Origin of the sequence: Cupriavidus laharis, assembly GCF_914271435.1 — a bacterium.
GTDB classification, from domain to species: Bacteria; Pseudomonadota; Gammaproteobacteria; order Burkholderiales; family Burkholderiaceae; genus Cupriavidus; species Cupriavidus laharis.
In genome coordinates this window covers 791,756-814,177 of record NZ_CAJZAI010000001.1, presented here as the reverse complement: position 1 = coordinate 814,177, position 22,422 = coordinate 791,756, and the positions used below count along the sequence as shown (strand labels likewise).

At 68.1% G+C, this 22,422-nt stretch carries 15 protein-coding genes and 1 other RNA gene; 3 read left to right on the top strand and 13 right to left on the bottom strand.

Annotation, left to right across the window (positions count from 1 at the left end):
- Positions 1 to 150: 150 nt before the first annotated feature.
- Together LDO29_RS03750 and LDO29_RS03745 are read left to right on the top strand one after the other, a co-directional pair.
- Positions 151 to 831, top strand: coding sequence for a response regulator (locus tag LDO29_RS03750; RefSeq protein ID WP_224078426.1), 681 nt, complete (start codon positions 151 to 153; stop codon positions 829 to 831).
- Complete coding sequence (locus LDO29_RS03745; RefSeq protein WP_224078425.1) at positions 828 to 2,234, top strand: sensor histidine kinase; 1,407 nt, start codon at positions 828 to 830, stop codon at positions 2,232 to 2,234. Before LDO29_RS03750 ends, LDO29_RS03745 begins: the two co-directional genes overlap by 4 nt.
- A 19-nt stretch (positions 2,235 to 2,253) precedes the next feature.
- On the opposite strand, the gene LDO29_RS03740 is transcribed toward LDO29_RS03745, so the two are convergent.
- The 11 genes from LDO29_RS03740 to LDO29_RS03690 all read right to left on the bottom strand — a co-directional run bounded on the left by LDO29_RS03740 (position 2,254) and on the right by LDO29_RS03690 (position 15,456).
- Complete coding sequence (locus LDO29_RS03740) at positions 2,254 to 3,045, bottom strand: ABC transporter permease (RefSeq protein WP_224078424.1); 792 nt, start codon at positions 3,043 to 3,045, stop codon at positions 2,254 to 2,256.
- A 36-nt stretch (positions 3,046 to 3,081) separates the two neighbouring features.
- Positions 3,082 to 3,900: an ABC transporter ATP-binding protein gene (locus LDO29_RS03735; RefSeq protein WP_224078423.1), complete on the bottom strand. Its 819-nt coding sequence runs from the start codon at positions 3,898 to 3,900 to the stop codon at positions 3,082 to 3,084.
- A gap of 131 nt (positions 3,901 to 4,031) precedes the next feature.
- Positions 4,032 to 5,075: an ABC transporter substrate-binding protein gene (locus tag LDO29_RS03730; RefSeq protein ID WP_224078422.1), complete on the bottom strand. Its 1,044-nt coding sequence runs from the start codon at positions 5,073 to 5,075 to the stop codon at positions 4,032 to 4,034.
- Positions 5,076 to 5,243: 168 nt separating this feature from the next.
- Complete coding sequence (locus LDO29_RS03725) at positions 5,244 to 6,257, bottom strand: Bug family tripartite tricarboxylate transporter substrate binding protein (RefSeq protein ID WP_224078421.1); 1,014 nt, start codon at positions 6,255 to 6,257, stop codon at positions 5,244 to 5,246.
- 86 nt (positions 6,258 to 6,343) lie between these two features.
- Complete coding sequence (locus tag LDO29_RS03720; protein ID WP_224078420.1) at positions 6,344 to 7,324, bottom strand: hydroxymethylglutaryl-CoA lyase; 981 nt, start codon at positions 7,322 to 7,324, stop codon at positions 6,344 to 6,346.
- Positions 7,321 to 8,517, bottom strand: coding sequence for a CaiB/BaiF CoA transferase family protein (locus LDO29_RS03715; RefSeq protein WP_224078419.1), 1,197 nt, complete (start codon positions 8,515 to 8,517; stop codon positions 7,321 to 7,323). The genes LDO29_RS03720 and LDO29_RS03715 overlap by 4 nt, the downstream gene beginning before the upstream one ends.
- 150 nt (positions 8,518 to 8,667) lie before the next feature.
- Positions 8,668 to 9,573, bottom strand: a complete 906-nt coding sequence (locus tag LDO29_RS03710; RefSeq protein WP_224078418.1) for a LysR family transcriptional regulator — start codon at positions 9,571 to 9,573, stop codon at positions 8,668 to 8,670.
- 70 nt (positions 9,574 to 9,643) lie between these two features.
- Positions 9,644 to 10,258, bottom strand: a complete 615-nt coding sequence (gene recR, locus LDO29_RS03705; protein ID WP_224078417.1) for a recombination mediator RecR — start codon at positions 10,256 to 10,258, stop codon at positions 9,644 to 9,646.
- Between the two features lie 61 nt (positions 10,259 to 10,319).
- A complete protein-coding gene (locus tag LDO29_RS03700; RefSeq protein ID WP_008647477.1) occupies positions 10,320 to 10,646 on the bottom strand; it encodes a YbaB/EbfC family nucleoid-associated protein in 327 nt (108 codons plus the stop codon).
- Between the two features lie 64 nt (positions 10,647 to 10,710).
- Positions 10,711 to 12,873 (bottom strand): DNA polymerase III subunit gamma/tau, encoded by a 2,163-nt coding sequence (locus tag LDO29_RS03695; protein WP_224078416.1) that lies wholly within the window; start codon positions 12,871 to 12,873, stop codon positions 10,711 to 10,713.
- A 99-nt stretch (positions 12,874 to 12,972) separates the two neighbouring features.
- On the bottom strand, positions 12,973 to 15,456 hold the full coding sequence (locus LDO29_RS03690) for an adenosylcobalamin-dependent ribonucleoside-diphosphate reductase (protein WP_224078415.1): 2,484 nt from the start codon (positions 15,454 to 15,456) through the stop codon (positions 12,973 to 12,975).
- Between the two features lie 142 nt (positions 15,457 to 15,598).
- Here LDO29_RS03690 and ffs point away from each other — a divergent pair.
- Positions 15,599 to 15,697: signal recognition particle sRNA small type (gene ffs, locus LDO29_RS03685), an RNA gene on the top strand.
- 209 nt (positions 15,698 to 15,906) lie between these two features.
- Here the strand turns inward: ffs and LDO29_RS03680 are convergent.
- Positions 15,907 to 19,503: a UvrD-helicase domain-containing protein gene (locus LDO29_RS03680; RefSeq protein WP_224078414.1), complete on the bottom strand. Its 3,597-nt coding sequence runs from the start codon at positions 19,501 to 19,503 to the stop codon at positions 15,907 to 15,909.
- Positions 19,500 to 22,367, bottom strand: a complete 2,868-nt coding sequence (locus LDO29_RS03675) for a PD-(D/E)XK nuclease family protein (RefSeq protein WP_224078413.1) — start codon at positions 22,365 to 22,367, stop codon at positions 19,500 to 19,502. The genes LDO29_RS03680 and LDO29_RS03675 overlap by 4 nt, the downstream gene beginning before the upstream one ends.
- Positions 22,368 to 22,422: the final 55 nt, after the last annotated feature.

Sequence of the window (22,422 nt, the reverse complement as noted above, 5' to 3'; positions counted from 1 at the left end):
TGTGCCACCCCATCCATTGAATTGCCCCAAGGCTGTGCGCCGTGGCGGGTCACGGACGTGCACGCTCGGCCGCATGGCTGCCTGGCCTGTGCGGAGAACGCCGCCCCCTCGTGCCACCACGCACCCCGCCTTGCCGCCTTGAATTGCCCGATGCGTATCCTGCTTGCCGAAGACAACGTGATGCTGGCCAACTCGCTGAGCCGGGCCATGACCCAGGCCGGCTTCACCGTCGACTGCATGCACGACGGCCGCAGCGCCGACCACCTGCTTGCCACGCAGGACTACGCCCTGCTCATCCTTGACCTCGGTTTGCCGAGGCTGGACGGGCTCGAGGTGTTGCGCCGGCTGCGCCAGCGCCGCAACCGGATGCCGGTACTGATCCTCACCGCGCACGGCACGGTGGAAGACCGCGTACGCGGCCTGGACCTGGGCGCTGACGACTACCTGGCCAAGCCTTTTGACCTGTCCGAACTGGAAGCCCGGGCGCGGGCGCTGATACGGCGCAGCCACGGGCACGAATCCACGCAGCTGAGCTGCGGCCCGCTGCAATACGACAGCGTGAGCCACGCCTTCACCATCGACGGAGAACTTCTGCAGCTCACGCGGCGCGAGCGCTCGGTGCTGGAGGTGCTGATGCTGCGCGACGGCAAGGCCGTGAACAAGTCGGCCCTCTCCGAGAAGATCTTCGGCATCGACGAGTCGGTCAACGCAGATGCCATCGAGATCTACATCCATCGCCTGCGCAAGAAGCTGGATGGCAGCGGCGTGGCGATCGTCACCCTGCGGGGCCTCGGCTACCTGCTCGAATCGCGGCCACAGCCCGCGCCATGAGCATCCTGGGCAGGACGCCGAGCCTGCGCCTGCAGCTTTCCCTGTGGCTGCTGCTGCCGCTGCTGGGACTGCTGGCACTGGATGCCTGGCTGACCTACGAGCGCGCCATGTCGGCCGCGCACACCGCCTTCGACCGCACGCTCGAAGCCTCGCTGCGCGCCATGCGGGAAGGCATCGCCCTGCGCGACGGCCGGCTTGAGATCGACGTGCCGAGCCTGGCGCTGGAACTGTTCGACGACAAGGCCGGCCCGCATGTCTTCTACCAGGTTCGCGCCGAAACCGGGGAGACGGTCACCGGCTACAGCGACCTCCCAGGGCCGCCCGGCGCCCGCCCGCCGCTCTACCGGACCGTGTTCTACGATACCGTGTTCCGCGAACAGCCATTGCGCATGGCCGCACAGGCCCTGCCGATCCATGACGTGGGCTCGGCCCGCAGCCAGCTGGTGTGGGTCGTGGTCGGCGAGACCATCGAGCCGCGCCAGGCGCTGGCGCGGGAGATCCTGCTTGGCTCGCTACTGCAGGAACTCGTGCTCGTGGCGCTGGCGCTGGGCATCGTCTGGCTCGGCGTGCGCCGCGGGTTGCGGCCGCTGCACCGCCTCTCCGACACCGTGGCCGCACGCAGCGCCAGCCAGCTCGACCCGATCGAGCATCGGGACCTGCCATCGGAAATGAAGCCGCTGGTGCACGCGCTCAACCAGTATGTCGATCGCCTGCACCGCATGCTGCAGGCCCGCAAGCGCTTCTTTGCCGATGCCGCGCACCAGCTCAAGACGCCGCTGGCCGTGATCCAGGCCGAATCCGAACTGGCGCTGCGCGAGCCCGATGGCGAGCGCGTACGCGAGCATATGCGCGTGCTGCACGGCACCGTGCGTCATGCCGCCAAGGGCGTGCAGCAACTGCTGTCCCTGTCGCGGCTCGACCCGGAAAGCGGTTACGCGCCCACGCTGCGCGATGTTCCGCTCGACGCAGTGGCGCGCGCGGTCGCACTGGAATGGGCGCCGGTCGCACGCAGGCAAGGCGTGGATCTGGGATTCGAGGGAGATGGCCCGGCGACCATGCTCGGGCAAATGGAACTGCTGCAGGAACTGACCGCCAACCTCATCGACAATGCCATCCGCTATGCGGGCGACGGAGCGACTGTCACGGTAAAGGTTGCACAGGAAGCCGACGGCGGGGCCCTGCTGCAGGTGGTCGACAATGGCCCCGGCATTGCTCCGGCCGAGCGCGAGGACGTGTTCCGGCGCTTCTACCGCGGTGAAAGCGGCCAGGGCGTGGAAGGCACCGGGCTTGGCCTGCCGATCGTCAGGGAGATCGCGAGGCTGCACCAGGGGGTTGCCGGCCTGGAAGAGACTCCCGGCGGCGGCCTGACTGTCACGGTCCGTTTCCCCGCACCGGACGGCTAGCCGCTTACCTAATGCCCGATCAGAGCTTCTCGGTTTCGCCCGTCTTCGGCTGCCACTTCATCAGCCGCTTTTCGCCAGCCCCGACCATCCAGTCCAGTACCAGCGCAAACGCCGTCAGGACCACGATGCCCGCGAACACGGTATTGATGTCGAACGTCCCTTCGGCCTGCAGGATCAGGTAGCCCACACCGCGCGCGGAGCCGAGGTATTCGCCCACCACCGCACCGACGAAAGCCAGGCCCACCGATGTGTGCAGCGACGAAAACACCCAGCTCGTCGCGCTCGGCAGGTACACGTGGCGCAGCAGTTGCTGGCGGTTGGCGCCCAGCATGCGCGCATTGGCCAGCACCACGGGACTGACTTCCTTCACGCCCTGGTAGACGTTGAAGAAGACGATGAAGAACACCAGCGTCACGGCCAGTGCCACCTTGGACCAGATGCCCAGGCCGAACCACACCGCGAAGATCGGCGCCAGGATCACGCGCGGCATCGAGTTCATCGCCTTCACGTACGGATCGAGGATGGCCGACGTCAGCGGGCTCAGCGCCAGCCACAGGCCCACGCCCAGGCCGGCCACGGTACCGATGCCGAAGGCCAGCACGGTTTCGATCAGCGTCACGCCCAGGTGCAGGTAGATATCGCGCTCGACGATAAACCAGTTCCAGATGCGCTGCGCCACCATCAGCGGCTCGCCGAAGAAGAAGGCGATCTCTTGCGAGCGCGTGGCCACGTGCCACACGCCGAGGATCACCACCAGGACCAGCAGCTGCCAGACGCGCAGCATGCCCTTGGAGTCAGGACGGAATGCCATGGGAATTCGGATTCGGTATCAGATTGGCCGCGGCGTTCACGCGGCGGCGGCGTTACGCTGCTGGGCATAGCCCTTGAGAACCTCTTCGCGCAGCACGTCCCAGATCGCGGCGTGCAGTTCGACGAAGCGCGGATGGCTGCGGATCTCCGCCACATCGCGCGGGCGCGGCAGGTCGATGACGAACTCGCCGATCGGGTGCGTGCCCGGCCCGGCGGACAGCACTACCACGCGGTCGCTCATGGCGATCGCCTCGTCGAGGTCGTGGGTGATGAAGAGCACAGCCTTGCGCTTGGCCGCCCAAAGATCCAGCACCTCGTTTTCCATCAGTTGGCGCGTCTGGATATCGAGTGCGGAGAACGGTTCGTCCATCAGGATGATGTCCGGGTCCAGCACCAGCGTCTGCGCCAGGCTGACGCGCTTGCGCATGCCGCCCGAGAGCTGGTGCGGATAGCGGTCGCCGAAGCCGCCCAGGCCCACGCGGCGCAGCCATTCCTCGCCCTGTTTCACCGCCTCGGCACGCGGCACGCCGCGGAACTCCAGCCCGGCCACCACATTGTCGAGCGCGCTGCGCCACGGCATCAGCGCTTCGGCCTGGAACATGTAGCCGGCGCGCCGGTTGAGGCCGCGCAGCGGCTCGCCAAAGACCGTGATCTCGCCGCTGGATGGCTCCAGCAGGCCGGCGCCGACATTGAGCAGCGTGGACTTGCCGCAGCCGGTCGGGCCGACCACGGAAACGAACTCGCCCGGCTGGATCGCCAGGGTAACGTCCTTGACCGCCGTATAACGCTGGTTGCGGTCTTCGCGCGAGACAAAAGTGCAGGTGACCTTGTCGAGGGAAAGTGCGGGAGTGCTCATGGGGAAATCGTCTCGTTCGCCAAGCGCCGGCACAGGGCACGCCGGCGCGGATCGAGGGTATGAATGGCCTCCGTCCCTGCAATGCAAAGGCCCGCTTCACACAGCGGGCCGGGGGCGGAAGCGGCGCGGGCTTACTTGTACTTCGCGTTGGCCTTCTGCACGAACGCGTTGGTGTACGTGTCTTCGAGCCTGATGGTCTTGCCCTTCAGCTCGGCATCGAACTGCTGCAGCATGTTCAGCGCGGTGCGCGGGCCATCGGCCGGCATCACGCCGTCCGGGGAGATCGCTTCCTTGACCTTGTCCCAGGCGGCCAGGTACAGCGCGCGGTCGCCGAGCAGGTAGCTCTCGGGCACGGTCTTGACGATGTCGGACGGGCCGGCCTTCTGCAGCCACTTCAGCGCGCGCACCATGGCGTTGGTCAGCGCCTGCGTGGTGTTGGGGTTCTGCTGGATGAATGCCGTCGACGCGTACAGGCAGCCTGAAGGCATATTGCCGCCGAACACGGCCTGCGTGTCCTTCAGCGTACGGGTATCCGACGCGATGCGCACTTCGTTCTTCTGCGTCAGCATCGAGATCACCGGATCCAGATTGGCCATGGCGTCGATCTGCCCCGAGCGCATCGCGGCCACCGCGCCGGCGCTGGCACCCACGCCGATGAACGATACGTCCGACGGCTTGAGCCCGGCCTTGGCCAGCACGAAATTGGCCATCATGTTGGTCGACGAACCCGGTGCGGTCACGCCGATCTTCTTGCCTTTCAGGTCGGCGACCGACTTGAAGCCCGGCATGGTCTTGTTCGACACCACCAGCACGATCTGCGGCGCGCGGCCCTGCAGCACGAACTCCTGGTAGCGCTGTCCCTTGGACTGTAGCGCGATGGTGTGCTCGAAGGCGCCGGAAACCACGTCAGCACTGCCGCCCACCACCGCCTGCAGCGCCTTGGCGCCGCCCGCGAAGTCGACGATCTCGACGTCCAGCCCTTCTTCCTTGAAGTACCCCAGCCGCTCCGCGATGGTCAGCGGCAGGTAATAGAACAGGTTCTTGCCGCCGACGGCGATCGTCACCTTGGTCTTTTCGGGCTTGCCCTGTGCCTGCGCCTGGCCGAAGGTGAACCACCCTGCCAGGAACAACGCCAGCGCGATCAGCAACTGCTTCCAGAATTTGTTGTTATACATTCGATTCTCCTACCCGTTGGGATCTGCAAACGGCATGCCGCCCGGCGGCCTAGTGCGATGCTAGCGGACCTTTCACGGACCCGCATCGGGGCGAATACCTAAAGCCGGCCAATCGGCAGCCGGCCCCAGCTTACGCCCCTTTGCTTTCGATCGGCTTGCCGCCCGCGCTTATTCGGCGTGGATATCGGCGGACTTGATCACCTTGCCCCAGCGCGCCAGTTCCGCTTTCTGGTACTGCGCGAGTTGCTGCGGGCCCATGAACACAGCCTCGGCACCAAGTTCCTCGGCCTTCTTGCGGAACGCGTCGGTGCGCATGATCTTTTCGATTTCACCGGCCAGCTTGTCGATCACGGGCTTGGGCGTGCCCGCCGGCGCGTACATGGCGAACCACGACGACACATCCAGGTCCGGATAGCCTGCTTCCGGTGCCGACGGCACATCCTTCAGGCTGGGCAGGCGGGTCTTGCTGGTCACCACCAGCGGGCGCAGCTTGCCCGCGGCGATATGGCCCATCAGCGGCGGCGGCGTGGTCATGGTCAGGTCCACGTTGCCGCCGAGCAGGTCGGTCATGGCCGGGCCGGTACCCTTGTACGGCACGTGGGTGATGTGGATGCCCGCCATCTGGTTAAGCAGTTCGGTCGAGACATGCTGCAGCGAGCCATTGCCCGACGACGCATAGTTCAGCTTGTCCGGATGGCTCTTGGCGTAGGCCACCAGTTCCTTCATCGACTTCACCGGGAGGCCCTGGCGCACGACCAGCACCTGCGGCGCCGACAGCAGGTTAGCCACCGGTGCGAAATCCTTGACCGGGTCCCACGACAAGTTCTTCACCAGCAGCGGCGTGATGACGTGAAAGCCCGAGTACTGCACCAGCAGCGTGTAGCCGTCCGGCTTGGCACGCGCCACGACCTGCGCGGCGATGCCGCCGTTGCCGCCGGGGCGGTTGTCCACCACCACCGCCTGGCCCAAGGCCTTGGCCAGCGGTTCGGAAATCATGCGTGCCGCCAGGTCGGTGGTGCCGCCCGCCGCGGCCGAGACCACCAGCGTGACAGGACGGTTCGGGTAGCTGCCGTCCTGGGCAAAGGCGCACGGCGCGGTCGCCGCGATAGCGCCGCCGAGCGCGAGCATGGCTGCCGCCATCAGCTTGCGGCGTGCAGGCAGGAAAGAGAAGGCTTGCTTCATGGAATGTCTCCGGTATCGGTATCGGTATTGACTGATCTTTCTTATCGTCGCGCCGCAGCTTCCCGCGGCGCGCTTGCCGCAGGAAGCTAATCCTGGCCGGCGAAATGCTCTACCAGCCAGGCTGGCGGCTGGTGCGTACGCAGACGCGGGCCCGCGCGCAGCAACTGGCTGCCGACGTCGCGGTCCACCAGCGCCGGTATGCCAGCCACGACATCAAGCAAAGCTGGCAGGTCCACGCCGGTCTGCACGCCCATGCAGGCAAACATGTGCACGAGTTCCTCGGTGCTGACGTTGCCGCTGGCGCCCGGCGCATAGGGGCAGCCGCCCAAGCCGCCGGCGGCAGCATCAAAGCGCCTGACGCCGGTTTCCCATGCGGCCACCGCATTGGCCAGCCCCATGCCGCGCGTGTTGTGCAGGTGGATGGTCAGCGCCGTGTCCGGAAAGCGCTGCTGGAACTGTTCGCACACCTGTGCCACCTGGTTCGGATAGGCCATGCCGGTGGTGTCGCACAGCGTGATGCCCTCCGCGCCGGCGTCCGCAAAACTCTCGGCCAGCGCCATCACGGCATCGCTGCCCACCTCGCCCTCGAACGGGCACCCGAACACGGTCGACAACGAAACGTTGACCGGCACGCCGGCCGCACGCGCCTCGGCGATCATCGCCAGCAACTGCGCCTGCGACTGCCCGCGCGTCATGCGCAGATTGGCTCGGTTGTGGGTCTCGCTGGTCGACATCACCAGGTTGACCTCGTCCGGCCGGCACGACAGCGCCCGCTCCAGGCCGCGCAGGTTCGGCACCAGCGCGGTGTAGCGCACGTCCGGCTGGCGGCGCATGCGATGCATCAGGGCCTCGGCATCGGCCAGTGCCGGGATGGCCTTGGCGGACGTGAACGATGTCGCTTCGATGCGCGCGAAGCCGCAGGCGGACAAGGCATCGACAAAGGCGACCTTGGCGTCGGTTGGCACCACCACGGGCTCGATCTGCAGGCCGTCGCGCGGCGCCACTTCATTGATCTCGATACGGGCCGGGCCGCGCAGGGCTGCGGTGGAAAAAGCGGCGGCGCTCATGCGATCACCTTGCGGGCACGCAGGTCGGCAATCGCCGCGGCGTCGAACCCGGCCTGGGCCAGCACGGCATCGGTATGCTCGCCAAGCGTCGGCGCGCGGTCATGGATCTCGCCGGGACTGCCCGAGAGCTTCGGCACGATGCCGGGCACTTCCACGGTCAGGCCGCCGGCCGACGTGACCGACTCGATCACGCCACGCGCACGGTAGTGCGGGTCTTCGGCGATGTCCTTCACGGTGTAGATGCGCCCCGACGGCACCTCGGCCTCGCGCAGCACGGCCAGCACCGACTCCACAGTCTGCGTACTTGTCCAGGCGCCAATGGCGGCGTCGATTTCCTCGACGCGCTTCACGCGCCCGTCGTTTTGTGCGAGCGTTGGATCCTCCGCCAGGTCGGCGCGGCCGATCGCATGCATCATGCGCTTGAAGATGGCATCGCCATTGGCCGCCACCAGCACGTATTCGCCGCTCTGGCACGGATAGGCGTTCGACGGTGCAATGCCGGGCAGCGCGCCGCCAGCAGGCTGGCGCACCGCGCCGAATGCCGAGTACTCCGGCAGCAGGCTTTCGCTGAGATTGAACAGCGACTCGTACAGCGCCACGTCGATGACCTGCCCTTCCCCGCCGCGCGCGTCGCGCTGGTAGAGGGCCAGCAGCACGCCCATCGCACCGTGCAGCCCGGCGATCGTGTCGCCCAGCGACAGGCCTGCCCGCACCGGAGCCCGGCCCGGCTCGCCGGTCAGGTGGCGCAGGCCGGCCATGGCCTCGGCCACAGCGGCAAATCCCGGCTCATCCTTCTTGGGGCCGGTCTGGCCATAACCCGACACGCGCAGCATGATCAGGCGAGGATTGTCGGCATGCAGCACGTCCCAGCCCAGGCCCCACTTCTCCATGGTGCCGGGGCGGAAATTCTCGATCAGGACGTCGGCTTCGGCGGCCAGCTTGCGCACCAGTGCCTGGCCTTCCGGCTGGCGCAGGTCGATGCAGATCGATTCCTTGTTGCGCGATTGCGCTTCCCACCAGACCGAGGTGCCTTCATGCAGCATGCGCCATTTGCGCAGCGGATCGCCCTGCCCGGGCGGCTCCACCTTGACCACGTGGGCGCCGAAGTCGGCCAGGGTCTTGGCCGCGAAAGGGCCGGCAATCAGTTGCCCGAGTTCGAGGACGCGGATGCCCTCGAGAATCTGTTGCGCCATGAATGTCTCCGTACCGTGCGGCCTGCCGGGGAATCTGGCGGCCGCGATTGCGTTTCGACGGAGTGTGCCTCAGCAGCCCGCTGGCCGGAATCGGCAATCGGAGAAGCGGGTTTTCTCGGAATGCGAAAGGCCTGGGCCTTCTTGATGTGCCTAGAACGGCGCGCGGTCGCCGCAGAGGTGGGTGATCAGCAACCGGGCCGAGACCGTCAGGCCGGCCGGGTCCCGCATGCCGATCAGAAGCGAGCGCTTCGCCCAGGCATCCTGCAGCGACACCAGCGACAGCCCCATCGACTTCACATGCGGCTCGGCGGCGATGCGCGGCAGCACGCCGACACCGAGCCCGGCCATCACCATGCGGCACATGGCATCGAAGCTGCGCACCTGGATGCGCAGCCGGAACGGGCGGTCCAGCCGGCTGCTTTCCTCCAGCAGGCGCGCGGCCAGCGAGGTCACCTGCGGCAGGCTGACGAAGTCGTATTCGAGGGTGTCGGCGTAGCGCACGGGCCCGCGCTCGGAAAGCGGATGGCCCGGCGGCGTGACCATGACCAGTTCGTCCTGGCGGTACTCCACGGTCACCAGGCCCGCGCATGGCGTGCGGTCGGCAAAGATGCCGACGTCGGCGCGGTTCTCGACCAGCGCGGCGACGATGTCGCTGCTGTTCTGCTCTTCCAGCTCGATGCGGATGGTCGGATGCAGCCGCATGAAGGCCGCCAGGTCATCGGGCAGGAACTGCGTGATGGCCGAGGTGTTGGCACAGACGCGCACCTGCCCGCGTACGCCGCTCGCGTAGTCCGACATCACGCCGGCCATGCGCTCGACGTCCTGCAGGATGGTCAGCGCATGGTGGAAGCAGGCTTGCCCGGCTTCGGTGAGCTGCACGCCCGCGGCATGGCGGAAGAACAGCGGCGCGCCCACGGCCGCCTCCAGGTCCGAGATCCGCTTGCTGGCGGCGGCCACGGCCAGGTGCGACTGCCTGGCCCCCGCCGAAATGCTGCCCTGCCGGACCACGGCCACGAACAAGCCAAGCGTGACAAGATCGAAGCGGGCCAGGTTCATCGCGAGTGTTGCCGAAGTGGGATGGCGGAAAAATGTCCAGGTCGGGCCATGGTGCCGGATGCGCCAGGCCTTAGAGATTGCGGCGATCCATCACCGCGCGGGCAATGGTGCCGGCATCGACGTATTCCAGTTCGCCGCCCACCGGTACCCCGCGCGCCAGGCGCGACACCTTGAGCCCGCGCGCCTTGAGCATTTCGCCGATGTAATGCGCGGTGGCTTCGCCTTCGCTGGTGAAATTGGTGGCGACGATGACTTCGCTCACCGGGCCGCCCATCTCCGGATCGGTGGCTCGCGCGAGCAGGCGGTCGAGATGGATTTCCTTCGGGCCAATGCCATCAAGCGGCGACAGCCGGCCCATCAGCACGAAATACTTGCCGCGATAGGTCAGCGTCTGTTCGATCATGATCTGGTCGGCGGGTGTTTCCACCACGCACAGGATCGAACCGTCACGCCGGTCGTCAAGACAAGTTTCGCAGATTTCCTGCTCGGTGAAAGTATTGCAGCGCGCGCAATGGCGGATGTGATCGGCCGCGCCGCGCAACGCGTCGCCGAGCTTGCGTGCGCCTTCACGGTCGTGCTGCAGCAGGTGGTAAGCCATGCGCTGGGCGGACTTCGGACCCACGCCGGGCAACACCCGCAGCGCCTCGATCAGCGCCTGCAGCGAGGTCGGAGGGGAAGCCTTCACGACTGCCCCCCAGCCAGCGGCATGAACATTGCACGCGCCATGGTTGTGCCGGCAGTGTGCCTCAGAACGGCAGCTTGAAGCCCGGCGGCAGCGGCAGGCCCGAGGTCATCGAGCCCATCTTTTCCTGCGTGGTCGCCTCGGCCTTGCGCACGGCGTCATTGAACGCGGCGGCCACCAGGTCTTCCAGCAGGTCCTTGTCGTCGGCCAGCAGGCTCGGATCGATGGTGACGCGCTTCACGTCGTTCTTGCAGGTCATGACCACCTTCACGAGGCCGGCGCCGGACTGGCCCTCGACCTCGATCTGGGCCAGTTGCTCCTGCATCTTCTTCATGTTTTCCTGCATTTGCTGGGCTTGCTTCATCAGCCCGGCCAGTTGACCTTTCATCATGATGGAATGCTCCTGGATTCGATAGAAAACGGTTGAAAGGCCGCGCGCCGCGCGGCCTGGAAAATCAGGCTACGCGCGGCTGGATCGAGCCCGGCACGATCTGCCCGCCGAAGTCGCGCAGCAGGCCTTGCACGAACGGGTCGGCCTCGATATTGGCCTCGGCCTCGCGCTGGCGCTCGGCACGGGCCTGGGCATCGGCCGCGGCGGCCGTTTCGGAGACCGCGCCGATTTCGCACAGGACACGCACCGCTACGCCGAAATGATCCGACAGCGCCTGCTGCAGGCGCTCGGCGACGCCGTTCTCGCCGATTGCCGCAACCGGAATACGCAGGTGGAGGGTACGCCCGACCACCTGGGTCAGTTCGCTCTGGTAGGCCAACTGCTGCGTCAGCCCCTTGAGCGACAGGCTGGCAGCGAGCGTCGGCCACTCGCCCGTGAACACCGGCGGCGTGCCGTCTTCCGCTGCGACTGGCGGCCGCGGCGGGACAGCCTTGGCCACGGGTCTCGGGCGCGGTGCCTCGGGCGCGGGAGCTTCCGGCTTGGGCGAGCGAGCAGGCGCTGCCGCCTTCGGCGGCAGACTCACGGGCTCGCTGTCATAGGGACCAAAGACCGGCAGATCCGGGGGCAGCTCTTCCCACGGCGGAATGTCGCTGCCGCCCGAGGCTTCCCAGGGCGGCACGCTTTCCGGTTCCTGCGCAGGCTTGCGGACAGGTGCGGGCGCCGCGGCCGGCTGGGCGGGCCTTGCCGCCGGAGCCGGTGCCGGGCGCGATGAAGCGGCAGGCGCCGGCGCACGCAGTGGCTGGGCCGGCTGGCGTGCAGCGCCACCGGTCGGCGTTGGCATCGGCGCCGCGGCCGGCGCGCGGCCTGAGCCGCCGCGGCCAGCGGAGGCCTGGCGTGCCGCCGCCAGGGCGGCGCGGGCTGGAGACATCGGCGCGTCACTGCTGGCGTCCGGCCTGGCCGGTGCAGCAACCGCGGGCGCCTGCGCTGCCGGCGCAGGCGACACAGCGGATTCCACATAGCGCGCCATGGGTTCAGCCACGACCGGTGCGGCTGCCGCCGCAGTTCGCGCGCGCGGCGTAGCGCCACCGCCCTGGCCCGATGCCGTGGCAGGCAAGGGTTCCGGACTGGACGACGGGCGGAATGCCAGCATGCGCAGCAGCGTCATGGTGAAGCCCGCGTACTCGTCAGGCGCCAGCGCCAGTTCGCTGCGGCCGAGGTTGGCAATCTGGTAGAACAGCTGGACTTCCTGGGCATCGAACACGCCCGCCAGCCGGCGCACGTCCCCGGCTTCCGGCCACTCTTCCTGCACCGAAGCTGGCACGGCCTGGGCCAGCGCGATCTTGTGCAGCAGCGAACCAAGGTCCTGCAGGGCACCGGCGAACGACAGGCTGCGGTCGGCCATGGCATCGGCAATGCCGATCAGCGCGGCGCCGTCCTCGGCCGCCAGCGCGTCGAGCAGCTGCACCAGGTAGCCCTGGTCAATCGCGCCCAGCATGCCGCGTACGGCCTCTTCGGAAACCTGGCCTGCACTATAGGCGATGGCCTGGTCGGTCAGCGACAGCGCGTCGCGCATCGAGCCGTGGGCCGCCTGGGCCAGCAGCCGCAGGGCATTGCCGTCATGGCCGATGCCCTCTTGCGCCAGGATATTGTCCAGGTGGGACACGATGTGTCCCGGCGGCATCTGCTTGAGGTTGAACTGCAGGCAGCGCGACAGCACCGTGACCGGGATCTTCTGCGGGTCGGTGGTGGCCAGGATGAACTTGACGTGGCCAGGCGGCTCCTCCAGCGTCTTCAGCATCGCGTTGAAGGCGTGGTTGGTCAGCATGTGCACTTCGTCGATCATGTAGACCTTGAAGCGCCCCGCCGTCGGCGCGTACACCGCCTTGTCCAGCAGCTGCGCCATTTCGTCGACGCCGCGGTTGGACGCCGCGTCCATCTCGATATAGTCGACGAAGCGGCCGCTGTCGATTTCGGTGCAGGCCTGGCACTGGCCGCACGGCTGCGCGGTGATGCCGCCGTTGCCGTCAGCGCCGGTGCAGTTGAGGGCCTTGGCCAGGATCCGGGACAGCGTGGTCTTGCCGACGCCGCGCGTGCCGGTGAACAGGTAGGCGTGGTGCAGCCGTTGCTGTTCCAGCGCGTGCGTGAGCGCGCGGACCACGTGCTCCTGGCCGACCAGCGTGGTGAAATCCCTGGGGCGCCATTTGCGCGCTAGAACTTGATAACTCATGGCGGCGATTGTAGCAAATGGCGGCGCCGCGACGGCGGCCGCCGCGGCAATCCGTCCGCCCGCCAGCCTTGGCGCCGCCTGGGCTCGCGCGGGGCCGGATCAGCCGCACTCGCCCACGTATCCGCAGTTGGCGCACTTGGCGCAGCCGTCTACCTTGTGCAGGGCGTGCGCGCCACACTCCGGGCAGGGTTTTCCGGTGCCAAGGGCCGGGTTGACGGGGGCAGCCGCAACAACGGCGTCTTGCCCGATCTCCTCCCCTGCGGCAGCGCCTTCGCGGCGGGCCAGGCGCGCTGCCAGCTCGGCCACCGGCACCTGGGTGCCCTCGGTATCCAGGAACCCGCGCTTGATCAGGATGCGCTGCAGCGCGTAGCCGATAGCCGCCACCTCGGAATCATGGAAGCGCGGCACTTCCGTGCCGTCCTGCCGCACCAATGTGCCATAGCGGACCGTGCCCTTGTCCCACACGACATTGCGCATGTCGGCGAGCGCCTTGGCCACCGATCCACCCGAGCGCGCCACCATGGACAGCAGGCGCATGGTCGACGTGATCCACTGCTGCCCCTCGCTGCGCTGGCCGGCCGGCATGAAGAACTCGATCGGCCGCTCGATCTCGACCGGCTTGCCGTCCAGCACGCCGCTGACCCGCATGAAGTTCACGGTCAGGTAGACCGTCTTGTGGCCTTCGTAGGTCATGTAGTCGAGCTTGGAGGTCACTCCCTCCAGGTCGCCCACAGGGCGGCTGCCGAAAGGCCGCACCAGCGGGTCGTCCGCCGCCGCAGGCGCCGCAGCCGGAGCGGTGGGCGTACTGACCGACAGCACGGCACCGAGCACGCTGTTCGGCCGGTACGTCGCCAGCCCCTTCAGCCCCGCCTTCCAGGCCTCGAAATACAGGTTGCGGAACGCCTCGTATGGATAGTCCTCCGGCACGTTGACGGTCTTGCTGATGCTGGTGTCGATATAGGGCTGCACGGCCTGCAGCATGCGCATATGGTCGAGCGCCGACATCTGCAGCGCCGTCACGAAGGCATCGGGCAGCTGGTCCATGTCGGCACCCATGTGACGGTAGAGCCGCCATGCATGGTCGGCCACCTCGAAGCTGCGGTAGGTGTTGTCCGGCATGCGCTTCTTGCGGTTGTAGGTCCACGAGAAGGCCGGCTCGATGCCGTTCGACGCGTTGTCGGCAAACGCCAGCGTGATCGTGCCGGTCGGCGCAATCGACAGCAGGTGCGAGTTGCGCAGCCCATTGCGCTCGATCGCCTGGCGCACGGCCTCGGGCAGCCGGCTTGCAAAGCCGCTCTGCAGGTAGGCATCGGCATCGAACAGCGGGAACGCACCCTTCTCCGCGGCCAGCGCGGTCGATGCCAGGTAGGCTTCATCGCGCATGCGCTCGGAAATGCGGGCGGCAAGTGCGCGCGCCGGCCCGCTGTCATAGCGCAGGCCCAGCATCACCAGTGCGCTGCCCAGGCCCAGGAACCCCAGGCCTACGCGGCGCTTGGCCTGTGCCTCGGCCCGCTGCTCGGGCAAGGGCCAGAAGGTCGCGTCGAGCACGTTGTCCAGCATGCGCGTGGCCACGCGGACCACTTCGGCGAAGGCGTCGAAGTCGAACTCGCTGTCAGGGGAAAACGGCTGGCGCACGAAGCGCGTCAGGTTGACCGAACCCAGGCAGCAGCAGCCGTACGACGGCAGCGGTTGCTCGGCGCACGGGTTGGTCGCTTCGATGGTCTCGCAGTAATAGAGGTTGTTGTCGGCGTTGATGCGCGACAGGAACAGGATGCCAGGCTCGGCGTGGTCGTAGGTCGCGTGCATGACCTGGTCCCACAGCAGGCGCGCGGGCATGCGGCGGTAGACCCACTGCCCGTCATCGCGCCGGTAGGCGCCGGCACCAATGAGGTCCGCGCCGGGCTCGGCCTCGTGCACCAGTTCCACTTCCTCGTCGTTCTCGACCGCGCGCATGAATGCGTCGGTGACGCCGATCGAGATATTGAAGTTGCTGAGTTCGCCTTTGTCCTTGGCGTGGATGAAGCTCTCGATATCCGGGTGGTCGCAACGCAGCACGCCCATCTGCGCGCCACGCCGCGCCCCGGCCGACTCGACCGTCGCGCACGACGCATCGAACACCTTCATGAACGACACCGGACCCGATGCGCGCGAATGCGTGGCGCGCACCAGCGCGCCGGCCGGCCGGATGGCCGAGAAGTCATAGCCGACGCCGCCGCCGCGGCGCATGGTTTCGGCTGCCTGCGCGACCGCGGTGTAGATGCTGGGCCGGCCATCGCGCGGCTCCGACACCGAATCCCCCACGGGCTGCACGAAGCAGTTGATCAGCGTAGCCTGGATGCCGGTGCCCGCGGCCGAGTTGATGCGGCCTGCCGGCACGAAGCCGTTCTCCTGCGCCCACAGGAAACGCGCCGCCCAGGCCTCGCGCTGGTCTTCGGCCTCCACCTGCGCGAGCGCGCGCGCCACGCGCTCGCGCACCTCGGTAGCGCTCTGCTCCTCGCCTTTGGCGTATTTCTCCAGCAGGACTTCAGTCGAGATTTCCTGCGGCGCCAGCGCGCCACGGAGGATCTGGTCGTTTGCGTTCATGTCTTGGCTCACCATTCATGTCCGGATTGGGCAGCCGGTATGCTCGGGGCACTGCGGGGAACATCGCCTGCGCTAGGTCAAGCCAGGTCAAATTTCCGCAACTTCAACGCAGTGCGTCCACTCTGGGTTACAATGGCGGTCGGACGGGCCTCCTCGCATGGTGGCGCGGTCAACCTGGTCAGGTCGGGAACGAAGCAGCCATAGCCGTTTTCCACCAGTGCCGAGGGCCAGGCTCGTCCACCTTATACCCTCCCACTACCCTCCCGCTCGTTCCCCGCTGTCCGGCAGAATCCCCTACGCAATTCAGGCCTTTTGGGCGCCTCCTTGCGCCACTCCGCGTCGCACATCCAGTCACTTTAGTACAGCAAGGCCCCGGGCGCCGCTTCCTCCATTCTGCGCCGATTCCGGCAAGGCAGCAGGACGCCGCACTTCCGGTATTCAGTCCGGTATTCAGAACAATGAGCCCTGCACCGGCTCCGCCGCCGGCACGGACAACGCTTCGACCGGAATCCACTCGCCCTGCGCCGTGGCTACGCCGGCCTCCACACGCTTGCCGGGGAACATCGGCGCCACGGCAGCGACATAGCGCATGAGCTGGGCACGATAGGCGGCGCGCTCTTGTGGCAGCAGACGCAGCTTGTAGTCGATGATGACGACCTTGTCGTCGAATTCGACCAGGCGGTCAATACGCAGCAGCCTGCCGCGCCCGTCGTAGAGCTCGACCTCATTGCGAGCCGACACTGCGTCAAACGCCTGCAGCAGCGGCGACAACGCCGGGGCCGACAGCATCGCCTGCACCGCGCCGACCGCCTCTTCCACCTGGGCCAGCCAGGCCTGCCGAGCGCCTGGCGAGCCGGCCCCGGCCAGCGGAAACCAGCGCAGTACCGTCGGCACGTCCGGCACGGCATCGAACGCATCGGGATAGCGCGTGATCCGCTCCAGCAGCGCGTGGATCAGCTCGCCGTGGCGCGCCGCGGCGGCATTGAAGACGATGCCTTCGGTTTCGTCGCCCGATGCCTCGAGCAGGGATTCACCCATGCCGTCCTGATCATCGGCAAATTCCACCACGCCCGCCGCATCGCGGTAGCGAAGCCGGAAGTCCGTGAAACGCACGGGCTCGCTCAGGCGCGATGCCACGGGCAAATTGTCCGCCTGCACTGGCGGACGCTCAGCCACGGCCTCGGCCACCCCGGCTGCCTGCAGGCGGACATACCAGCTACCCGCGATTTCGCTTCCCGGTTCGCCTTCGGCGTTCTTGCTGGCGCGGCCCTTGACGCCGCTGACCAGCAAGCCTTGCTGGGCACGCGTCATCGCCACGTACAGCAGGTTCCAGTTTTCGCGCTCGCCCAGTGCGGCCTCGGCCTCGAACAGTGGCATGCGGGCCAGCCCGCGTTCGCTGCGCTTGCCATAGGCGGAAAAATGCCGTGGCACGCGCGATTCCGGCGGCCAGTCGATCAGGATGCCGCCACGGTCCGGCGCCGGATCGCTGTGGTTCGCATCCAGCAACACGACGAACGGCGCCTCCAGCCCCTTGGCGGCATGGACGGTCAGGATATGCACGGCATCCAGCCCGGCCTGCGCGGGATCCTCGTCAGCGGGCTCGGTGTCCTCGGCCATGCCGCCTTCGTCGGGGCTTTCCTGCTCATCGCCGCGGCGGATTTCCTGCAGTTCGTCGATGAACTTCGGCAGGCTCGGATAGCGGCCGCCATCCAGGTCCAGCGACAGCTTCAGGAATGCATCGAGGTTGGCCAGCACCTGCTCGCGGATATCCGGCGGCGCGGCTTCGGCATAGCGCCGCCGCACTTCGCCGCCATGGAAGATCTGGTCAATCAGGTCATGCACAGGCTGGTGCGGCGCCAGCCGCAACCAGTGCCGCAGCCGCGCCACACCTTCGCGCACGGCGTCGGAGCATGCCTGCGGGACACCCCCGGCATCGATGCGCGCCCACCAGCCACCCTCTCCCTCCAGTTGCGACAGCGCAACGAGGTCGTCATCCGTGGCGCCGACCAGCGGGCTCTTGAGCACGTGGGCAAGATCCAGGTCGGACTCCGGCGTCATCAGGAACGCCAGCAGCGCCGACAGGTCCAGCGCCTCCAGGGTAGCCAGCAGGCCGCCGCGGCGCGGGCTCAGGCACGGAATGCCAGCCTCGCGCAAGGCGCGCTCGTAGTCGGCCAGGTGGGTCTTGCGCCGCACCAGCAGGTGCATGTCGCTCCAGCGCGCGGGCCGCTGTTCGCCGCCCTCGTGGACCGGGACCGTGTCATGGATATGGCGCAGCCATGCCGCGACGCGCCGGCCTTCTTCCAGGCGCAGCGAGTCGCCTTCCTGACGGCGTGGCTGCAGCAAGGTGTCACGATGGCCGGATTCGGACGCCGCATCGGAAGACGCGTCCGGCTCCTCGGCCAGCGCATCGGTCGATCCGCTGTCTTCGGACTCCACCAGCGGCAGCAGCCAGACCGGTCCGCCGCCCTCAGGCAGCGCGGTGGTCTGCGTTTCGTAGAGCGGATAGCGGCCTTCGCCACGCGCGGCATCGAACACGGCGTTGACCCACGCCAGCACTTCCATGCGGTTCCGGCGGGTGCGGTTGGTGCGCAGCACCGTGGCGCCGAACTCCGCCTGGAGCATGGTGCTTGCGGCGCCGAACAGGCGTGCGTCGGCGCGGCGGAAGCGATAGATCGATTGCTTGGGATCGCCGACCAGGAACACCGTCGGGCGCTCTCCCAGACCCGCGTAGCCGGCCAGCCACCCTTGCAGGATGCGCCACTGCAGCGGGTTGGTGTCCTGGAATTCGTCCAACAGCAGGTGGCGGTAGCGCGCATCGAGCCGCACCTGCAGATAGGTGGCGGTCTCCTCCTCGGCCATCAGGCAGGCGGCCTGCCACTCCAGGTCGGCAAAATCCATCGCACGCTGCTCGCTCTTGTACTGCTGGTAGCGTTCCAGCAGCGCGTCGCCGAGGCGGTAGAGCGCCAGGTTGACCGCGAGCACAGCGGCTTCGCAACGACGGGCGCTGATCTCATCGAGCATCGCACACAGCTCGGCGTGCTGCGCCACCAGCGCGTCCACCTGCGATTCCCCGCCTGCCGACTTGACCAGCGCACTGGTCCGGCGCAGCGAACGCGGGCTGCCCGCAGCGGTAAAGAATGCCGTGCGCAGCAGCGCGAAAGCCTGCTCGGCCGGCTTGCCAGGCGCCGCGCCCGCCTCGCACCAGGCACGGATGGCAATCAGCGCATCCTGGATGCGGCCCGCATGCGCCTGTTCGGTCTTGCCGCCCGCACCGAGTCGCGACGCCAGCGACTGGCACATGTCGAGCCACGCTTCGTCACACAGCGCCGGCACCAGCACGTCGCCCTGTGCATCTTCGCCAAGGCACTCGGCCAGCGCCTCGGCCGGATCGCCGCCTTCGCGCATGGCCCACCACTCGCTGCGCGCGTGGAACATGGCGTCGAGCAAGCCGCGCGCCTGGAATTCACCGACGGCATCGACCAGCGTCTCGTACGCCTGCCGCAGCTCCGCATACCGCGGTGCCGCCAGCGAGCGCCAGACCGGCGCCCACGCCTCGCGCTTCATGCGCAGCGCGTCTTCGCGCAAGGAGGCGCCCGGCACGACACCTGATGCGAGCGGCGCGCCGCGCAGCAGCGTGCCGAACCAGCCGTGGAAGGTGTCGATCGCCATGCGCCCGGGTGCGGCCAGCACCTGCGCATGCAGGCGCCGCGCGCGCGGCAGCGCTTCGCTGGCGGCCTGCGGCGTCATGCCGCGCATGAGCAGCGACTCGATCACCGCCTCGTCGCTGTCGCGCGCCATCTGCGCGAGCACCTCCATCAGGCGCTCGCGCATTTCTTCCGCGGCCTTGCGGGTGAAGGTGATGGCCAGGATCTCGTGCGGGGCGGCACCAGCCAGCAGCAGGCGCACCAGGCGCGCCACCAGCAGCCAGGTCTTGCCGCTCCCGGCGCAGGCCTCGACCACCACCGAACTGGCAGGATCGCAGGCGGCACGCGTGAATTCGGCCTCGCTCACTGGCTGGCCGTCGCGCAAGTAGGCGTGAACCGTCATGATGTCAGGTCCGGCACGGCGGTGGATTCCCAGAAGCCCTTGCGGCACAGGCCGCGGGCATTGCAGTACGTACAGGCCGAGGCGTCGCCGAATGCCGGCAGCCGCACGCCTTCGCGCAGGCGCATGACGTCGCTGCGCATCTGCTGCTCCAGCCAGGCGACAGCGGCATCGAAATCCGGCAGGTCGACTTCGCGCTGGGGCCCCGCAGCGCCTTCGCGTGCGCCTTCCAGCGACACCCAGCTTCCGCCGACCGCATCGGCACGCAGCAGGCCATAGAACGGCAGCTGGCAATCTTCCTCGACCTCGCTGGTCTTGCGCTTGAGGCGCGTGGCGCTCTGCGTCTTGTAGTCGAGCACGGCATGCGCACCGTCCGGGCCCTGGTCGAGCCGGTCGATGCGACCGTTCAGCCGGATCGGCCTGCCGTCGGGCATGGGCAGGTCCACGCCGGCGTCCAGCTCGCCGCCGCGCCAGAACCATCCTTGCGCTTCGCGGTCGCTTTGCCATGCCACATAGGACGGCAGCACTTCGCACCAGCGCCGATAGTAGCCGATCGCATTGCCGTCCTCGGCCATCAACGCGCCGAAGATGTCGTCCGATATCTCGCGCAACCTGTCGAGCCTCGCCGGCTCCGGCACCACTTCGCCGCGTTCGCGCCGCATCTGCAGCTCGCGGTGGTAGCGCAGCAGCACGCGGTGCAGCAACTCGCCAATATCGCGTTTTTCCAGGTCGTCACTGACAGCCTCCAGTCCGGCCAGGCCCAGCATGCGGCCAGCGAAGAACTGATAGGGGCAGCGCCGCAGCATGTTGTAGGCCTGCGCGCTCCAGCGAACCGGCACCAGCTCGGGTGCAGCCGGCGCGGGCATGCCGCGCGTATCGGCGAACGTCTGGTGGATGAGCGGAGCCATGCTCGCTTCAATCGTCACGCCCGCACGCGCGCAGCACGCGGACAAGCGCTCGATCCAGCCGGACACGTGCTTGGGCTCGCCACGTCCGCCCAGGCGCTGCCACGTCAGCACGACATCGTTGTTATTGAGCAGGACTTCCGCCAGGTCGCGGGCCTGCTGCGCAAAGCGCGCTTCGCGGTCTTCGAGCTCCAGTTCGCGGCGCATCTGGTTGGAGAAGAACATCAGTTCGGCGGCGCTCGACGGCAATTGCGCGTCGTCGCAGCCGACCACCACGACCCCGTCGAACCGGCGCATGCGTGCGCCGTTGAGCGGCAGGATGGTGATCCGTGCCGAGCCGGCGGCAGAGGGCTCCTTGTACGCCACCGACTCCAGCAACGCGGAAAGCATCGCGCGGAATTCCGCCTGGCACAGCGTGGCATGCGAACTGGTTTCATCCGATGGCAGGTCCTGCAGCCGCGCCAGCGCGTCAAGCAATTGCCGGCCCGCCTCGTCCGCGGCGAGCGCGGTGCGCATGCCGAGCGCGTCGAGCGTGCCGTCCAGGCAGCCCAGCCAGACCGACAACGGATGCTGTGCAACGCCGCGCGGCCAGCGGGCGGCCTCGTCGGCGAGCACAGCGAGCAGCTCGCCCGCGCTGCGGCGCACTGCCTCTGCCCGCTGGATTTCCGCGTCGTCGGCTTCCGCCGGCGCGGCAGGCAGCGCGCCGGACAGGTGGCGCAACCGGTCCCATCCGCCGCTGACATTGTCGCGCCGGACCCGGCGCTCGATCATCGCGATGGCGGCGCCGCGGTCCGTGAATTCGGGCAGGCAGAACGGGCTCTTCAGCAGGTCGAGCAGCGCAGCGGTGTCGCCATCGCGCACCAGCAGGTCGAACCAGCGCATCAGTGCCGCCGCGGCGCGCGTGGTCGACAGCTTCCAGCCGGTTTCATCGCGCACCGGTGCCCCGGCACGCGCGAGCAAGGCACGCACGCGCCTGGCCACGACGCGGTCGTGCGCGACCAGCGCGATATTGCGGCGCCCCGCGTTGAGCCATTGCACGAGCTGGTCCGCCGCGGCGGCCGCTTCGTCCTCGAAACGGGCGGCGCCGATGACGCGAATCGATGGCCGCGCCTCTGGCAGCACTGGCATGGCCTGCGCGAATACCGGTGCATCGCCGTCATCGGCAATGCGCGCCTCCGGCCACAGCGCAACCAGCGTGTCGTACCAGCCGGCCGCCTCGGCTTCACCGGTGCCCGACCAGTCATAGCCGACCTCCAGCACCGGCACCAGCTCGGCTGCATCGCGCAGGAAGGCACCCTCGATGGGCGTCGGCGGTGTCGGGGCAATCCACACGACCGGCCCTGAGAGTTGCTGTGCAAGCTGGCGCAGTGCACGCCGGCGCGACGGCAAGGGATCGTCCGGACCTGATAGCGCCTGCCAGAACGCGAGCACGATGCGCGCCTCCTCGCCGAGCAGCCGCTCGGACAGATGCGCATAGGTACGCTCCAGCGCGCCTTGCAGCAGCGACGCGCGATCCGTACCGTCCATGGCTTCGCCGTCGCTCACGGCGACGTCCTCGAGCCAGCGCGTATTGAGTTCGTCGCAGATCGACAGGAGCGTCTGCGCCAAACCCCACGCCGCGGATTCCGTCTGGGCGCCGAACGAGCGCCTCAGCCAGTCCTGCGCGCGCACGGCCTGCTGCACGGCCAGCAGGCGGGCGGCATGGCTGCGCACCGGCGAGCCATCGGGCGGCAGGTCGAGCAGCCAGTGTCCCAGGGTCAGGACACGGGGCAGCAGGCGCGGCCGGCCGGCGGCGCGCGCCGCGGCGTCGAGCGCCATGCGCACGCCCGGGATCTGCGCCGCGGTCGGCACGACCACATGCGCGGCGGCCTCGGGCACACCGCAGTGGTCAAGGAAATGCCAGGCAGCCGCAGCCGCCTGGTCGAGGAAATCCGGGCCTGGACGAAAGCGCAGTGGCGTCATGAGCGCACGTGCCGCGGGTTACGCGGACTGCGTAGGGACAAGAGTGAAAGCAACG

Bases quoted from the DNA above. Each gene is read 5' to 3' on its own strand.
- LDO29_RS03735 (WP_224078423.1), bottom strand. From the start codon at position 3,900: ATGAGCACTCCCGCACTTTCCCTCGACAAGGTCACCTGCACTTTTGTC.
- LDO29_RS03720 (WP_224078420.1), bottom strand. From the start codon at position 7,324: ATGAGCGCCGCCGCTTTTTCCACCGCAGCCCTGCGCGGCCCGGCCCGT.
- LDO29_RS03680 (WP_224078414.1), bottom strand. From the start codon at position 19,503: ATGACGGTTCACGCCTACTTGCGCGACGGCCAGCCAGTGAGCGAGGCC.
- LDO29_RS03740 (WP_224078424.1), bottom strand. From the start codon at position 3,045: ATGGCATTCCGTCCTGACTCCAAGGGCATGCTGCGCGTCTGGCAGCTG.
- LDO29_RS03750 (WP_224078426.1), top strand. From the start codon at position 151: ATGCGTATCCTGCTTGCCGAAGACAACGTGATGCTGGCCAACTCGCTG.
- LDO29_RS03695 (WP_224078416.1), bottom strand. From the start codon at position 12,873: ATGAGTTATCAAGTTCTAGCGCGCAAATGGCGCCCCAGGGATTTCACC.
- LDO29_RS03675 (WP_224078413.1), bottom strand. From the start codon at position 22,367: ATGACGCCACTGCGCTTTCGTCCAGGCCCGGATTTCCTCGACCAGGCG.
- LDO29_RS03700 (WP_008647477.1), bottom strand. From the start codon at position 10,646: ATGATGAAAGGTCAACTGGCCGGGCTGATGAAGCAAGCCCAGCAAATG.
- LDO29_RS03745 (WP_224078425.1), top strand. From the start codon at position 828: ATGAGCATCCTGGGCAGGACGCCGAGCCTGCGCCTGCAGCTTTCCCTG.
- LDO29_RS03690 (WP_224078415.1), bottom strand. From the start codon at position 15,456: ATGAACGCAAACGACCAGATCCTCCGTGGCGCGCTGGCGCCGCAGGAA.
- LDO29_RS03715 (WP_224078419.1), bottom strand. From the start codon at position 8,517: ATGGCGCAACAGATTCTCGAGGGCATCCGCGTCCTCGAACTCGGGCAA.
- LDO29_RS03710 (WP_224078418.1), bottom strand. From the start codon at position 9,573: ATGAACCTGGCCCGCTTCGATCTTGTCACGCTTGGCTTGTTCGTGGCC.
- LDO29_RS03725 (WP_224078421.1), bottom strand. From the start codon at position 6,257: ATGAAGCAAGCCTTCTCTTTCCTGCCTGCACGCCGCAAGCTGATGGCG.
- LDO29_RS03730 (WP_224078422.1), bottom strand. From the start codon at position 5,075: ATGTATAACAACAAATTCTGGAAGCAGTTGCTGATCGCGCTGGCGTTG.